Source organism: Absicoccus sp. (assembly GCF_034090965.1).
GTDB classification, from domain to species: Bacteria; Bacillota_I; Bacilli_A; order Erysipelotrichales; family Erysipelotrichaceae; genus Absicoccus; species Absicoccus intestinalis.
Genome location: NZ_JAXDRQ010000023.1, coordinates 42,802 through 56,765 on the forward strand (window position 1 = coordinate 42,802; position 13,964 = coordinate 56,765).

Below are 13,964 nucleotides of genomic sequence, written 5' to 3' on the forward strand. Positions count from 1 at the left end.
TTGCTTTTTTGAATAGAGTCATATATAATCTTTATGCATTAAAAACTCGGGAAGGGAGGTTTGTGGCATGCCTAAAGTTATCGTTAAGGAAAACGAGCAATTGGATGACGCTTTAAGAAGATTTAAACGTCAGGTTTCTCGTAACGGAACCCTTGCTGAGGCACGTAAAAGAGAATTTTACGTTAAACCAGGTGTTAAGAGAAAGTTAAAATCTGAAGCAGCACGCAAGGCTCGTAGAGGTAAGAAATAAATCTGCATTTTTATGCAGATTTTTTTATGAGGTGAGATATGTATACCATGGATTTATCCGAACATTCTGTCGATGATTTACAACGTTTTGTTGGTCAAAATGATGAGAATCTCCATATTATTGAAAAAGCCTATGATGTTTCCTTTTTCTTGCGGGCATCCATTTTAAAGTGGGAAGAAGATGCCAATAGCCAAGAAATCCAAGATATCGTGAATGCTTGTTTTGCTTGTATCGATGCGCAAGGAAAATTGGAACCACAAGACGTACATTATTTGATTTCTTTGGCCAAGCAACATCAACTTTCTCATTTTCATCCAGCCCAGCGCAAACCCCTTGGACAGACCAAAACGGGGAAGATCATTTATCCAAAAACCTTAGGTCAAGCACGCTTTTGCAATGCTTTGTATCACAATGATATCGTCTTTGCAACAGGTGTTGCTGGTACCGGGAAAACGTATTTAGCGGTTGTTTATGCCGTAAGTCAATTAAAAAAAGAAAAGATCAAACGTATCATTTTAACAAGACCTGCTGTTGAAGCCGGGGAGTCTCTAGGCTTTTTACCTGGGGATATGAAAGAAAAAGTCGATCCGTATCTGCGTCCTTTATACGATGCTTTGTATGAAATGCTAGGGCAGGAAACGGTCGAACGATATCTTGAAAAACAAATCATTGAAATAGCTCCTTTAGCTTTTATGCGCGGTCGCACGTTGAATGATGCCATCGTTATTTTGGATGAAGCGCAGAATACGACCCAATCGCAAATGAAAATGTTCTTGACTCGTATGGGGCAACATTCACAATTGATCATCAATGGCGATGTATCACAAATTGATTTGATCAAGAAATCCGATTCTGGGTTGCGTCAAGCTTGTCAGATCTTAAAAGGCATTTCTGGTATTTCCATCGTACAATTGTCAAAATACGATGTTGTGCGGCATCCATTGGTACAAAAAATCATCGAACGTTATGAAGAGATTGAAAAATAATAGGGGAATTGCTATAATAGACAAGAAATTTGGAAGGTGAAATAAAAGTATGGGAAGACACTTTGAGGTGCGTGCTGCCGCGATGCAAAAAACGGCAAACGCCAAAGCAAAAGTTTATTCAAGATATTCAAAAGAGATTTTGGTTGCTGCGAAAAATGGAGATCCAAATCCAGACATGAACCAAACCTTAAAAAAGGCCATTGAAAGAGCGAAGGCCAATGATGTTCCTAGAGATGTCATTAAACGGGCTATTGAAAAAGCGAAATCCAGTGCGGATGAAAGTTTCAATGCCAAACGTTATGAAGGATTTGGCAATGCTGGATCAACGATCATTATTGATTGTTTGACGGATAATGACAATCGTACGATTGCGAGCTTGCGTGCGGCTTTCAACAAAGCACATGCCAAATTAGGAGTAGCCAATTCCGTATCTTTTGGTTATCAACATCTAGGTGTCATTGTAGTCAAATATGAGGATGAAGATGCCATGATGGAAGCATTATTGGATGCTGGTATCGAATTACAAGATATCGAAATCGAAGAAGGCTATATGACAGTAACGGTGGATCCAACGCAATTGGATGATGCGAAAGTTGTTATCGATAAGCTCATTCCAGGTGTCAAATACGAAGTATTTGAAGATCGTATGGTTGCTGATGATACGGTCCGACTGGAAGGTACAGACAAAGAATTATTCCAACGTTTGCTGACTTTGTTAGATGATGTTGATGATGTACAAAATGTATATCATAATGTAGAAAATATAAACGAATAATCCGTTGAAAAAAAGAAGGTCAATACAATCAGAATAGAGACCAGTCGGTTGGTGCAAGACTGGATGATTCTTGACTGGGACACTTTGGAGGAATCAAGTGCAAAGCTTGATCGTTGGTTGCGTTAAGACTAGAGCGTTCAAGTAACAACTTGAAAAATAAGGTGGTACCGCGTGATAAACGTCCTTATATAGGGCGTTTTTTTATTTATTTGAAGGAGGAAAATCATGAGCTATCAAATTCCAAGAGGATGCCAAGATATATTTGGTGATCGTTCGTATCAGTGGCAAGCGTTGGAAAACATCCTACGTCATATTTGTGAACTCTACAATTATGATGAAATTCGTACACCGATTTTCGAACATACAAATGTATTTAAGCGAGAAAACGATTCCAGTGATATGGTCAATAAAGAGATGTATACATTTACATTGCCAAACTCTAAAACGTCATTGACCATTCGCCCGGAAGGAACGGCTGGAGTGGTTCGTAGTTTTGTTGAAAACAAGATGTATGCCAATCCAGATCTACCTGTAAAAATGTATTATATGGGCCCGATGGCGCGTCATGAACGACCACAAAAAGGACGTTTACGTATTTTTAATCAATTTGGTGTGGAAGCCCTAGGTGAAAAATCGCCTTATGTGGATGTCGAAACCATTGCCCTTGCTTATACGATCTTAAGTACGGTAGGTCTAAAAGATATTAAAGTTTGTATCAATACATTGGGTGATGATGCGTCTCGAGCGGCTTATCGACAAGCCTTAAAAGAATATTTTAAACCACACTATGATGAACTTTGTTCCGATTGTAAACGTCGCTATGAACAAAATCCATTGCGTATCTTAGATTGCAAGGTCGATCATGACCAACCATTCATGCAGCAAGCCCCTAGCATGAAAGACTATTTAAATGAAGAAAGCAAGACCTATTTCCAAACGGTATTGGATCTATTAGATACATTAGAGATTCCTTATGAAATCGATGACAAACTCGTACGTGGTTTGGATTATTATACCCACACCGTTTTCGAAATCGTTTCCATGAATAAAGAAATGGGTGCGCAATCTACAGTATTAGCGGGTGGCCGCTATGATGGCTTAATTTCCTATTTTGGGGGTCCAAAAGAAATGAGTGGTATTGGCTGGGCCTTAGGTGTAGAACGTTTATTGATTGCCTTAGAAGCGGAAAATGGTCCATTGGCAGAAAAACCGGGTTTGGATGCCTATGTCATGTGTTTAGACGAAAGTGCCCGTACCTATGCCTTTGAAATATTGACGGAATTAAGAGCATATGGCTATCGTTGTGAAATGGATATGCAAGGGCGCTCGTTTAAATCCCAATTTAAAGCGGTTGATCGAATGAAAGCTAAGACGGCTATCTTAATTGGTGAAACCGAAAAAGCAGCTAATCAAGTGGCGGTAAAGAACTTAGAAACACGAAAACAAGAAAGCATTGATCGAGAGGATTTGATCAATTATTTAGATTCATTGATGGAGGATTAACATGTTACGTACGATAGAAAATGGTAAATTGCGATTGGAACATGTCGGCCAATCGGTGGAACTGGTTGGTTGGGTAGCCAAAAAAAGAAACTTTGGACAATTGGTATTTATTGATCTACGCGATCGTACAGGGATTTGTCAATTGGTTTTTGATGAAAGCTTTTCCGAAAAAACCAAGTCGATCCGTAACGAATATGTCTTGCATGTAAAAGGAACTGTTAATCAACGAAAAGATGCGAATCCAGATTTAGCAACTGGTGAAGTCGAAGTTTTGGTTACGGAATTAGAAATCATCAATACAGCCAAAACCACACCATTGATCATTGCGAATGAAACCGATGCACTCGAAGATACACGTATGCAATATCGATATCTGGATCTACGTCGTCCCATCATGCAGAAGCGGTTGATGATGCGTCATGCCATTACCCGCAGCATGCGTGATTATTTGGATCATCAAGATTTCATTGAAATCGAAACACCTATGTTAGGAAAAAGTACACCAGAAGGTGCCCGTGATTATTTGGTTCCTTCCCGAGTGCATCCTGGACAATTCTATGCCTTGCCACAATCTCCTCAATTGTATAAACAATTGTTGATGATTTCTGGTTTTGAACGTTATTATCAGTTTGCTCGTTGCTTCCGCGATGAAGACTTACGAGCGGATCGTCAAACAGATTTTACTCAGGTGGATATTGAAACTTCGTTCTTAAGTGAAGTCGAGATCCAAACGATGATGGAAGAGATGATGGTCAAATTGATGAAGGAGGTCAAAGGAATCGATATCCAAGCGCCATTCCCACGCCTGACTTATGAGCAAGCCATGAATCGATTTGGATCGGATAAACCCGATAATCGATTTGGCATGGAACTCCAAGAATTAACCGATCTTTTCAATAATTCCTCCTTTAAGGTCTTCCAAAATGTAATTGAAACCAAAGGATCGATCAAAGCCATTGTTGTTCCTAACTTTGCCAAGGGATTATCTCGTAAAAAACAGGATGCTTACACCGATTATGCCAAGAAAAATGGTGCGAAAGGTTTGGTCATCCTAAAAGCGGATGAAACGGAACTGAGTGGATCTGCTCGTAAATTCTTATCCGACCAAGAAGTACATGCCTTGTTTGAACGCTTACATTTAAAAGCCGATGATGCGGTATTTATTGTCAGTGATACTTGGTTGAAAACTTGTAATGCTTTGGGTGCCTTGCGTAATTTGATTGGTTCGCAATTGGGCTTGAAGAAAAAGAATGAATTTTCTTTCTTATGGGTCATTGATTTCCCAATGTTTGAATGGAGTGAAGAAGAGCAAAGATATCAAGCTTGTCATCATCCTTTCACCCAACCAAAAGCAGAAGACATTCCTTTATTAGATACGGATCTATCCAAAGTCAAAGCTAATGCTTACGATATTATTTTAAATGGTTATGAATTGGGTGGTGGAAGTTTACGTATCCATGATAATCAGTTACAGAAAAAGATCTTTGAGATCTTAGGCTTAAGTGATGAGGAAATTCGCAATAAATTTGGCTTCTTTATTGATGCTTTCCAATATGGTACCCCTCCACATGGTGGTTTGGCCTTTGGTTTAGATCGAATTGCGATGATCTTAAGTGAAAGTGACTCCATTCGTGATGTCATTGCTTTCCCTAAAAATGCTTCTGCTTCGGATCCTATGTCGAAAGCTCCATCAAATGTTGATCCTAAACAATTGGAAGAATTACATATTGCGATCACAAAATAGACCGGAAACGGTCTTTTTTGTTGAAAATTTGGTATAGACAGTTTTTTTAAAATATGCTTACTTGCATTTGATGTTGGTGTTGATATATCATGAAGATGACCTAAGGATGTATAACATTTTTCCTACACTTAGAGATACGGGAGATCGGATGTTGTCTTTCTGTGTTGAATACCTTTTCATTGATCAGGGATCCTAATGACTGACACAGATCACCCACCTGGATATACCGGGAAAGATCTCTCGTCCTTAGGGCTTTTTTTGGTTAAAACTTATGGATGGAATAATAATTATTGATAAACCCAAAGGTATGACAAGTCATGATGTCATCAATCGTTTGCGAAAAATCTATCATCAAAAAAAATTTGGTCATACCGGTACCTTAGATCCGGAAGCAACCGGAGTTTTAGTTGTCTTGTGTGGAAAAGCATGCAAGATCAATCAATTTCTGGCCGATACCGATAAAAAATATATCGCTAAGATCCAATTGGGCTATTCGACCACGACCGATGATATCTATGGTGATAAGCTGGATACAAAACCCATCAATTGGGATTTTCATTTTGATTCCATCATCTCTTCTTTTCAAGGTCCATGTCATCAAAGGGTACCGATGACATCCAACAAAAAAGTGAATGGCATGAAATTATTGGACTATCAAAGAAAAGGCCTGCCCGTACCGGAAGTATATCAAGATGTAATGATTTATGATATCCAGCCACGAGAGGATCTATCTTTTGAAATTGCTTGTTCTTCTGGAACCTATGTACGAAGCATCTGTCGTGATTTTGGCCCATTGACCAATAATCTAAGTTGCATGGCTTCTTTAGTTCGAACACAAGTTGGTCGTTTCTCCTTGGCACAAGCGCAGACCCTAGAAAATCTAGCCGCTGGCGAAGAACCGGTTTTATATTCGATTCGATCGGTCTTAGATCATTTGCCCATGATAGAGTATGCCGATATAGATGCCATCTATCAAGGAAAAACCATTCATTTGGATACAGATCAGGATCGTGTTTGTATTGTTAGAAAAAACGAACCTATTGCGATCTATGATCGCTTAGATCAAGATATCTTTCATTCCAAAAGGGGGCTATGGTAAATGCAAGTCATTCAAATTGATGTCCATCAAATACCTGAACTTGAAGAAACGGCTGCTTGTATTGGTTTTTTTGATGGGATGCATAAAGGACATCAAGAATTATTAAAAAGGACAAAAAAAACCGCAACAAAAAAGAAAATAAAAAGTGCCATCATTACCTTTGAACCCGACCCATGGGCTGTATTTTATCCCCAAAAAGAATTGCATCATTTATTCACATTGGCAGATAAAATTCATTTTGCACAATATATGGAATTTGATTTTGTCTATGTGCTTCACTTTACGAAAGAATTCGCGAGCTTGGATATTACCCAATTTCATGAGATGTTGCATCAAATGCACATCCATTCTTTGATTTGTGGTTTTGATTTTCGCTATGCCACCAAGAATACAGGGAATGTCCAAACATTAAAAGAACAATCTTATTTTGATGTCCTTGTGGTTGATAGTATCAATGATCGTTCCATTAAAATTTCAAGTTCGCGCATTGAACCATTGATCTTGCAAGGACAGGTCTTAAAAGCCAATCGTTTGTGTGGTTTTGCCTATTCCATGGAAGGTGTTGTCTGCCATGGATTCAAACGTGGATCGACGATATTAGGGATCCCGACCGCAAATTTGGATGTGAACAATGATTATATCGTGCCTGTTGTAGGTGTTTATGCCGGTATGGTTTCCGTAGATGATCAAATGTATGGAGCCATGATCAATATTGGGAATAATCCAACTTTTGAAAATAAGATTCAAACCATTGAAGCCAATTTATTTCATTTCAATGCCGATATATACGATCAAACAGTACGGTTTTATTTTTTAGATAAGATTCGTGATGAGAAAAAATTTTCCAGTGCAAAAGAATTAAAAAGCCAATTGCTCAATGATATTGAACGCTCTAAAAAACGGTTGATCACATTGGAAAAGCTATGCAATAAAACCTGTGATGTATGGCAAAAACATTATCTTGTGCTTTAAAAAGACGAAGGTACCATTTCCTTCGTCTTTTTTGATACTAGACTGCTCATACAATGCATGGAAATACCTATCGTTGAGGCATTATGTAAAAGCGCAGTCATGGATGGTTGTAAAAAACCCAACATGCCAAACAGGATCAAGCTAGAATTAAAGGTCATTATGAAATCATATGTGTGTTTATTTCGATCATCTAGTGCTTGACATAATTGACGTAAGATCACAAGGGCTCGTAGATCCATTTCCGAAATGGTGACATCGGCCACTTCACGAGCAATCGGTGCACCAGAAGTGATCGCAATACCTACATCTGCTACCGAAAGTGCATATGTTCTTGTTCGATATAAGATGCTTTATCTTCTGGTAAAACTTCGGCGCAATAATCATCCAATCCCAAATGAGCTGCGACCGCTTTGGCAGTTTGCTGACTATCACCTGTCAACATAACGACCTTTTCAAAACCACAAGCATGTAACTGTTGAATTGTTTGCTTGGCTTCTTCTTTGATTGGATCTTCAATCAAGATCACAGCTGCCAATTGACCACCAATCGATAAATACAAGTGTGAATATTCATCGGGCAAAGCATCAAATTTTTGTTGCTCTCCCTCAGGAATGAGAATACCTTCATCTTCAAAGATGAAATCGTAACTGCCAATTCGTAATAAGACACCATTGATATCACTCGCAATGCCATGAGCCACTATATATTTGACTTCTGAATGTTCTTCTTCATGGCGAAGGTGCAATTCATCGGATCGTTTGACCACCGCATTTGCGATCGAATGTGGATAGTGTTCTTCCAAACAAGCCGCTAAACGTAACATTTCTATCGGGTCATGACCACCAAATCCAATCACCTCTTTGACTTTTGGCTCTGCTTTGGTCAAGGTACCTGTTTTATCAAAAACAATGGTTTTCGCTTGCGTATAATCTTCCATTACCTTGCCACCTTTTACCGAAATGCCAAGCACGCTGGCTTCGTGCATAGCCGTTAAGGAAGAAATAGGCATTGATAGTTTTAAGGCACAACAGAAATCAACCATCAGAATCAAATAGGCGCGTGTGATATTGCAGGTCAAAAGATACGTAAGTGCAGTCGCGACAAAGGTCACCGGTACCAAATGATCGCCTAGATGGGATACTCTGGTCTCCGTATTGGATTTAAGTTTTTCGGAATCCTCGATTATATGCACAATTCGATCATATTGACCTGTACCCGATACTTTCGTGACTTGAAGGACTAATTGTCCTTCATCCAGCACAGTATCCGCAAAGACAGGAGCTCCTTTTGATTTGTGAACCGATAGGGGTTCGCCAGTGATCGAAGCTTTATTTACCATGGCATCTCCATATAGGACACGTCCATCCAATGGAATCATTTGACCTGTGCGTACGACAATTTGATCATCAAGCTTTATGTCCATGATAGGTACCAGCCTATCGATATCTTGTTCTTTTCGCCATACTTTATCAATATGTAAAGACATCGCGTTGGCTAGATCATCTACCGATTTACGATGAGTCTATTCTTCCATGATATCCCCCATACCTAATAAGAACATCACGCTGCCCGCGGTATCAAAATCTTGGCGGAAAAGGGCAAAAGTAACACTGGTAGCATCCAACACATGTACATCCAATTTACCTTTGGATAGGGATCTCAATCCCTGTATCACAAAAGGAACGGCTTTGATCAAACTCATGACACTTCGAATAGACACAGGTAAAAAGTATCGAGTGATGATTCGAAAGGCAATATGATTAAACATTTTGTCTTCCTATTGACGTTGAATGGCACGTCCTGTATGTTCGGGCCTATCTGGTAAACAGGTCATATAGTCAAAGGAAGAAAGACAATCAATAATTTGATTTCGCGTTTCTTTTTGCCCATCATAATTAATCGTTGCATCTGCCGTTCGATCATAGACTTTTACTTGTTGTACACCGACTAAATTTTTGATCCAGTATTCCACTTGATCAGCTTCGGAAAGACTCATGGTACATTGGTGCAAATGAACCCGTAAGCGACCATGGATTCATGTTTGATTGTACAATCCAAAATATATCAATCCTTTCTAAAAAAAGATGCGTTTACGCCGCATCTTGTTGTGCCAATAAAGCTTTCGCATCGGCAATTTCTTGTTCACGTGCTTTTTGTGCACGTTTTTGATTGATATCATCCGCATCTGCATTGATATCCTCACAGTTTTCTTTCAACGTGGTCCATGTCTTCTTAACACTGTCACCACCACGTTTCACAGCCGCTGTCAGATGCGTATAGACACAGTTTGCATCTTTGGATGAAAGTATGGATACACCGGCTGTACCTAATAGAAAACCATAACTAATCAATCGAGCTGTTTCCATGGAACCATATATTTGCCTCCTTTAATCGAATATGTTCTATATAACTATGATAGAGATAATTTAAAAGTCAAAATGAATTTTGTAAAAGATGATGTGAAAATATGGGATAAGTATTTCTTTATTGAGTGTGGGAAGTTTGTTATAATGAGAGGGAAATGAAGGTGAAAGTATGGCCCAAGAATATATAACTTTGGAACCACAAAATGAATATGGAACGGTTCAATTAAATAAATCCGTCTTTTCAAGCATCGCATTAAATGTGATTGAAGAGAATGATCAAGTTCAATTGGTTGAAGGCAGCCGTCCTTTAAAGGGAGGTATTCAAACGATCATTGATCATAATACGTTAAAATTAACAATTCCTGTAAAAATGAATTATAAAGCACATGTTACCGATACATGTGCAGAACTTCAAAACAAGATCTTTGAAAGTATTTCTTATATGACGGATTTCAAACCAGAATCGATTGAGATCCAAGTGGTTGGTTTTATCTTTTAGGAAATCTTTGCGAGATTTCCTTTTTTTAAAAGGAGTGGATCTATGCGTGTATCTTTCCATGATTATTTAGTCATTGGAATTTCGTCTCGTGCTTTATTTGATTTGGAAGAAGCCAATGAAATCTTTGAGACCCAAGGCTTGGATGCCTATCGAGACTATCAATTTGCTCATGAAGAGGATATATTAAAACCTGGTTCTGGATTTCCTTTGATCAAAAAATTTTTAGAGATCAATACCAAAATGAATAAAAAATTGGTCGAAGTGATCGTGATGTCACGGAATTCAGCCGAAACATCTTTACGAATCATTCATTCATTGGAACATTATGATCTCGATATTGGCCGCATGGTGATGAGTGGTGGTGAAAATATTTCCCGTTATTTAAAGGCATTTGATGTGGATCTCTTTTTATCCGCCAATGCAAAGGATGTCGAATCGGCCATTGATGCTGGCTATCCCGCGGGTTTGATCTATCCACATGCACAAGGATATGATTTACCTTCGGATCAAATTCGCATTGCTTTTGATGCGGATGCCGTCTTATTTTCGGATCAATCTGAACAAATTTATAAAGCCAAGGGATTGGATGCATTTGTAGCCAATGAGATCAAAAATCAAGATACGGCGATGGAGCAAGGGCCAATGGCCCATTTCTTGTTCCGTCTTGCACAACTGCAAAGTGCTTGTGCAAACACGCATTATTTACGAACCGCCATTGTAACTGCCCGGGATAAAAATGCCGGCATTCGTGTCATTAAGACGTTGCGTCAATGGCATATCATCATCGACGAGATCTTTTTTCTACAAGGAGCCAAAAAAGCGGATGTATTAGCAAGCTTTGGAGCTGATATCTTTTTTGATGATCAAGATATTCATGCGGGTCCTGCTAGCGAAGTGGTTCCCAGTGCCCGTGTATTACCAACCAACAATAAGGAGAGAATATGAAACGACATGAACAAAGAGAAATCGCAATAAATAGTTTATATCAACATTTATTGTTGAATAAAGATATACGCAAATGTGTATTTGAAGCTATGCATGGTACCAATGAGATCGATAGTTATCTCTACAGCATCACCGTGGATGCCGTGGCCCATGAATACAATTATATTCAAAAAATCAATCATTTATTACGTAAGGATTGGACCTTCAATCGATTAAGTGTATTGGAGCAAGCCATTTTATTGATGGCTTGTCAAGAAATCTTAGAAAATCAAACACCTAAGGCAGTCGTTATCGACGAAGCTGTCGGCTTCGCTAAAAAATATTGTGATGATGATTCGTATAAATTGATCAATGGGGTATTGGATCGACTATGACTGAAGAAATGGTCGTGAGCGTATCGCATGTTCTTTTACGCATCAAGACAACTTTAGAACAACAATTGAACCTACATGATGTTTGGATCAGTGGAGAAGTTTCCAATTTGACCAAACATCGTTCCGGTCATTATTATTTTTCATTAAAAGATGAACGTGGCGCTATGAGTTGTGTCATGTTTGCGAGCTATGTCAAACATTTACGTTTTGATCTGGAAGAAGGAATGAAAGTATTGGTGAAAGCCAGTGCCAATGTCTATCCACAAAAAGGTTCTCTCCAGCTCTATGTCACATCTATGCGGCCTGATGGTTTGGGGGCTCTTTTTCTTGAATTCGAGCAACGAAAAAAACGCTTAGAAGCACAAGGTTATTTTGATCCTGCTCATAAGAAGCCAAAACCGGATGTGATCGAACACATTGCCATTATCACGGCAAAAGAAGGAGCTGCCATTCAGGATGTGATCTCAACAGTACGAAAACGGTGGCCCATGCTAAAGATGACCTTATATCCAGCTCTGGTACAAGGGCAAAGAGCGGCTGAAACCATTGTTGCACGATTAAAGCAAGCGGATTCCAAAGGTTATGATGCGATATTGGTCGTACGTGGTGGAGGTTCTTTTGAAGATTTATTTTGTTTCAATGATGAAGAATTAGTGAAAACCATTTATAACTGTCAAACCTATATCGTATCTGGCGTAGGACATGAGGTAGATACGACATTGTGCGATCTTGTTGCTGATCATCGTAGTGTAACGCCTACCGCTGCTGCTCAATGGGTCACACCGGATCAAAAAGAAGTTATGGCCCGCTTGGAACAAATTCAAGCGACTTTAAATTTCCAAATGCATCAACATATACAAGGGGCCAGAAAGCAATTCTCCACCTATCAGTCCAATCGATATTTATCGGATCCAAATACATGGATCATTGATAAACGATTGCGATTGGATAACCTGGAACAAGTTTTATTCCAAACGAAGGATCGAATCACTCGCTATGATAGCGATATTCTTCATTATCAGCAAAGAATGCAACTGTCAATAGCTGCTTTATTCAAAAAAGAATCACAAGCCTATACCAACACTTTCCAACAGTTGATGCAAGTAGGCAAGGTTTATACACAAAATCAGATCCATCGTTTCCATCATACCAAAGAGCGTCAACAAGATGCCATACAACATTATATGGAAAATCAACAAAAACATTTGATCAAAAATGTTTCCTTGCTTGATGCTTTCTCTCCTTTGAAAGTCATTGAGCGTGGTTATTCCATTACGATGGATGAAGGACATGTCATTCATTCGATCCATCAAGTTACAAAGGGAAACATCATTCAAACCCAAGTCAAAGATGGTACCATCTTTTCCGTAGTCACAAATAGTCAGGAGGAATCTCATGCCAACAAAGAAACTAAAATTTCATGAAGCAATGAATCGCTTAGATGAAATTGTTACTGAACTGAATCGCGATGATCTAGAATTAGAAAAAGCGATGGATCTTTTTACCGAAGGAACAAAACTAGCCGCTCAATGTGAAACACAATTGAAAGAATTTGAGCAAAAAGTCGAACAATTATCCAATCAAAAGGAGACAACAAATGATTGATCTCGATACTTTTGAAACGTATCTTCAAACCAAAGTCAATGAAGGGCAGACTGGACGTGTAAAAGCGGCCATGGCCTATTCATTGATCAATGGTGGCAAGCGGATGCGTCCACAATTGCTTTTTGCGACATTACAATTATATGGTCTAGATCCAACCATTGGTTTTCCATGTGCCAGTGCCATTGAAATGATCCATACCTATTCACTGATCCATGATGATCTTCCTGCCATGGATGATGATGACATGCGAAGAGGACAACCAAGCTGTCATATTCAATTTGATGAAGCGACGGCCATTTTAGCTGGTGATGGATTATTGACTCGCGCGTTTGACATTGTCTTAGAAACCAACATAGATGCTGAAAAAAAAGTGTCTTTAGTTTCTGCCTTAAGTCGCTATTCGGGTGTAGATGGTATGATCTATGGGCAAGAATTAGATTTGAAAGCCGAATCCGATACCAATCTAACCCTTGACGATATCTTTTTGATCGATACCTATAAAACCGCTAAACTTTTAACATTACCTTTTGTTTGTGGAGCAATCATTGCTGGAAAAGAAACCGATATTCCGATTTGGCAAAAAGTGGGATATGCACTTGGTATTCAATTTCAGATCCAAGATGACATTTTAGATCAGACCCAATCAAGTCAGGCTTTAGGCAAATCAACCAGTGATACTGAAAACCATAAACAAACCTTTGTTTCTTTGATGGGACTGGAAGCCGCAAAAAAGAAGGTTTTGACCTATCAAACAGAAATTGAAGACATGCTTTCCCATTTTGAAGGAGATTTTTCTTACTTACAAACATTGATTGATTTTATGACCCAACGTACCTATTGAAATGA

17 protein-coding genes and 1 other annotated feature are annotated in these 13,964 nt (G+C 38.9%); of the genes, 13 read left to right on the forward strand and 4 right to left on the reverse strand.

The features are described 5' to 3' along the window. Positions 1 to 67 precede the first annotated feature (67 nt). The 7 genes from rpsU (at position 68) to ribF (ending at position 7,329) form a co-directional block, all read left to right on the forward strand. On the forward strand, positions 68 to 250 hold the full coding sequence (rpsU, locus tag SOS22_RS03390; RefSeq protein WP_128519745.1) for a 30S ribosomal protein S21: 183 nt from the start codon (positions 68 to 70) through the stop codon (positions 248 to 250). A gap of 38 nt (positions 251 to 288) precedes the next feature. After that, positions 289 to 1,236 (forward strand): PhoH family protein, encoded by a 948-nt coding sequence (locus SOS22_RS03395; RefSeq protein ID WP_320325033.1) that lies wholly within the window; start codon positions 289 to 291, stop codon positions 1,234 to 1,236. Between the two features lie 49 nt (positions 1,237 to 1,285). Beyond that, positions 1,286 to 2,011, forward strand: coding sequence for a YebC/PmpR family DNA-binding transcriptional regulator (locus tag SOS22_RS03400; RefSeq protein WP_320325034.1), 726 nt, complete (start codon positions 1,286 to 1,288; stop codon positions 2,009 to 2,011). Further along, positions 2,007 to 2,200: a binding site (T-box leader), on the forward strand. Its footprint overlaps the gene before it by 5 nt. Before the next feature lie 36 nt (positions 2,201 to 2,236). Continuing rightward, positions 2,237 to 3,514, forward strand: coding sequence for a histidine--tRNA ligase (gene hisS, locus SOS22_RS03405; RefSeq protein WP_320596310.1), 1,278 nt, complete (start codon positions 2,237 to 2,239; stop codon positions 3,512 to 3,514). 1 nt (position 3,515) lies between these two features. Next, complete coding sequence (gene aspS, locus SOS22_RS03410; protein ID WP_320325036.1) at positions 3,516 to 5,258, forward strand: aspartate--tRNA ligase; 1,743 nt, start codon at positions 3,516 to 3,518, stop codon at positions 5,256 to 5,258. A 271-nt stretch (positions 5,259 to 5,529) separates the two neighbouring features. Continuing rightward, positions 5,530 to 6,357, forward strand: a complete 828-nt coding sequence (gene truB / locus SOS22_RS03415; protein WP_320325037.1) for a tRNA pseudouridine(55) synthase TruB — start codon at positions 5,530 to 5,532, stop codon at positions 6,355 to 6,357. Then, entirely contained in the window at positions 6,358 to 7,329 is a 972-nt protein-coding gene (gene ribF / locus SOS22_RS03420) for a riboflavin biosynthesis protein RibF (protein ID WP_320325038.1), read from the forward strand. Positions 7,330 to 7,639: 310 nt separating this feature from the next. Here the strand turns inward: ribF and SOS22_RS03425 are convergent, their stop codons facing one another. The 4 genes from SOS22_RS03425 to SOS22_RS03440 form a co-directional block, all read right to left on the reverse strand. Next, on the reverse strand, positions 7,640 to 8,815 hold the full coding sequence (locus SOS22_RS03425) for an HAD-IC family P-type ATPase (RefSeq protein ID WP_320596311.1): 1,176 nt from the start codon (positions 8,813 to 8,815) through the stop codon (positions 7,640 to 7,642). Positions 8,816 to 8,851: 36 nt separating this feature from the next. Continuing rightward, on the reverse strand, positions 8,852 to 9,097 hold the full coding sequence (locus tag SOS22_RS03430) for a hypothetical protein (protein WP_320596312.1): 246 nt from the start codon (positions 9,095 to 9,097) through the stop codon (positions 8,852 to 8,854). A 9-nt stretch (positions 9,098 to 9,106) separates the two neighbouring features. Then, entirely contained in the window at positions 9,107 to 9,325 is a 219-nt protein-coding gene (locus SOS22_RS03435; protein ID WP_320325041.1) for a hypothetical protein, read from the reverse strand. A 94-nt stretch (positions 9,326 to 9,419) separates the two neighbouring features. Further along, positions 9,420 to 9,695 (reverse strand): DUF6110 family protein, encoded by a 276-nt coding sequence (locus SOS22_RS03440; protein WP_320596313.1) that lies wholly within the window; start codon positions 9,693 to 9,695, stop codon positions 9,420 to 9,422. A 169-nt stretch (positions 9,696 to 9,864) separates the two neighbouring features. Here SOS22_RS03440 and SOS22_RS03445 point away from each other — a divergent pair, with 169 nt between their 5' ends. From SOS22_RS03445 to SOS22_RS03470, 6 genes are read left to right on the forward strand one after another with little or no spacing between them, the layout of a single operon-like run. Continuing rightward, the gene (locus SOS22_RS03445; RefSeq protein ID WP_320325043.1) at positions 9,865 to 10,194 is read left to right on the forward strand and encodes an Asp23/Gls24 family envelope stress response protein; all 330 of its coding nucleotides are present in this window, start codon (positions 9,865 to 9,867) and stop codon (positions 10,192 to 10,194) included. 42 nt (positions 10,195 to 10,236) lie between these two features. Then, on the forward strand, positions 10,237 to 11,139 hold the full coding sequence (locus SOS22_RS03450; RefSeq protein ID WP_320325044.1) for a 5'-nucleotidase: 903 nt from the start codon (positions 10,237 to 10,239) through the stop codon (positions 11,137 to 11,139). Then, complete coding sequence (nusB, locus tag SOS22_RS03455; RefSeq protein WP_320325045.1) at positions 11,136 to 11,513, forward strand: transcription antitermination factor NusB; 378 nt, start codon at positions 11,136 to 11,138, stop codon at positions 11,511 to 11,513. The genes SOS22_RS03450 and nusB overlap by 4 nt, the downstream gene beginning before the upstream one ends. After that, positions 11,510 to 12,937, forward strand: coding sequence for an exodeoxyribonuclease VII large subunit (gene xseA / locus SOS22_RS03460; protein ID WP_320596314.1), 1,428 nt, complete (start codon positions 11,510 to 11,512; stop codon positions 12,935 to 12,937). Before nusB ends, xseA begins: the two co-directional genes overlap by 4 nt. After that, on the forward strand, positions 12,909 to 13,118 hold the full coding sequence (gene xseB, locus SOS22_RS03465) for an exodeoxyribonuclease VII small subunit (RefSeq protein WP_128519757.1): 210 nt from the start codon (positions 12,909 to 12,911) through the stop codon (positions 13,116 to 13,118). Before xseA ends, xseB begins: the two co-directional genes overlap by 29 nt. Next, positions 13,111 to 13,959, forward strand: a complete 849-nt coding sequence (locus SOS22_RS03470) for a farnesyl diphosphate synthase (RefSeq protein ID WP_320596315.1) — start codon at positions 13,111 to 13,113, stop codon at positions 13,957 to 13,959. Before xseB ends, SOS22_RS03470 begins: the two co-directional genes overlap by 8 nt. The last annotated feature ends 5 nt before the right edge of the window (positions 13,960 to 13,964 follow it).

Bases quoted from the DNA above. Each gene is read 5' to 3' on its own strand.
- rpsU (WP_128519745.1), top strand. From the start codon at position 68: ATGCCTAAAGTTATCGTTAAGGAAAACGAGCAATTGGATGACGCTTTA.
- SOS22_RS03395 (WP_320325033.1), top strand. From the start codon at position 289: ATGTATACCATGGATTTATCCGAACATTCTGTCGATGATTTACAACGT.
- SOS22_RS03400 (WP_320325034.1), top strand. From the start codon at position 1,286: ATGGGAAGACACTTTGAGGTGCGTGCTGCCGCGATGCAAAAAACGGCA.
- hisS (WP_320596310.1), top strand. From the start codon at position 2,237: ATGAGCTATCAAATTCCAAGAGGATGCCAAGATATATTTGGTGATCGT.
- aspS (WP_320325036.1), top strand. From the start codon at position 3,516: ATGTTACGTACGATAGAAAATGGTAAATTGCGATTGGAACATGTCGGC.
- truB (WP_320325037.1), top strand. From the start codon at position 5,530: ATGGATGGAATAATAATTATTGATAAACCCAAAGGTATGACAAGTCAT.
- ribF (WP_320325038.1), top strand. From the start codon at position 6,358: ATGCAAGTCATTCAAATTGATGTCCATCAAATACCTGAACTTGAAGAA.
- SOS22_RS03425 (WP_320596311.1), bottom strand. From the start codon at position 8,815: ATGTCTTTACATATTGATAAAGTATGGCGAAAAGAACAAGATATCGAT.
- SOS22_RS03430 (WP_320596312.1), bottom strand. From the start codon at position 9,097: ATGTTTAATCATATTGCCTTTCGAATCATCACTCGATACTTTTTACCT.
- SOS22_RS03435 (WP_320325041.1), bottom strand. From the start codon at position 9,325: ATGAGTCTTTCCGAAGCTGATCAAGTGGAATACTGGATCAAAAATTTA.
- SOS22_RS03440 (WP_320596313.1), bottom strand. From the start codon at position 9,695: ATGGAAACAGCTCGATTGATTAGTTATGGTTTTCTATTAGGTACAGCC.
- SOS22_RS03445 (WP_320325043.1), top strand. From the start codon at position 9,865: ATGGCCCAAGAATATATAACTTTGGAACCACAAAATGAATATGGAACG.
- SOS22_RS03450 (WP_320325044.1), top strand. From the start codon at position 10,237: ATGCGTGTATCTTTCCATGATTATTTAGTCATTGGAATTTCGTCTCGT.
- nusB (WP_320325045.1), top strand. From the start codon at position 11,136: ATGAAACGACATGAACAAAGAGAAATCGCAATAAATAGTTTATATCAA.
- xseA (WP_320596314.1), top strand. From the start codon at position 11,510: ATGACTGAAGAAATGGTCGTGAGCGTATCGCATGTTCTTTTACGCATC.
- xseB (WP_128519757.1), top strand. From the start codon at position 12,909: ATGCCAACAAAGAAACTAAAATTTCATGAAGCAATGAATCGCTTAGAT.
- SOS22_RS03470 (WP_320596315.1), top strand. From the start codon at position 13,111: ATGATTGATCTCGATACTTTTGAAACGTATCTTCAAACCAAAGTCAAT.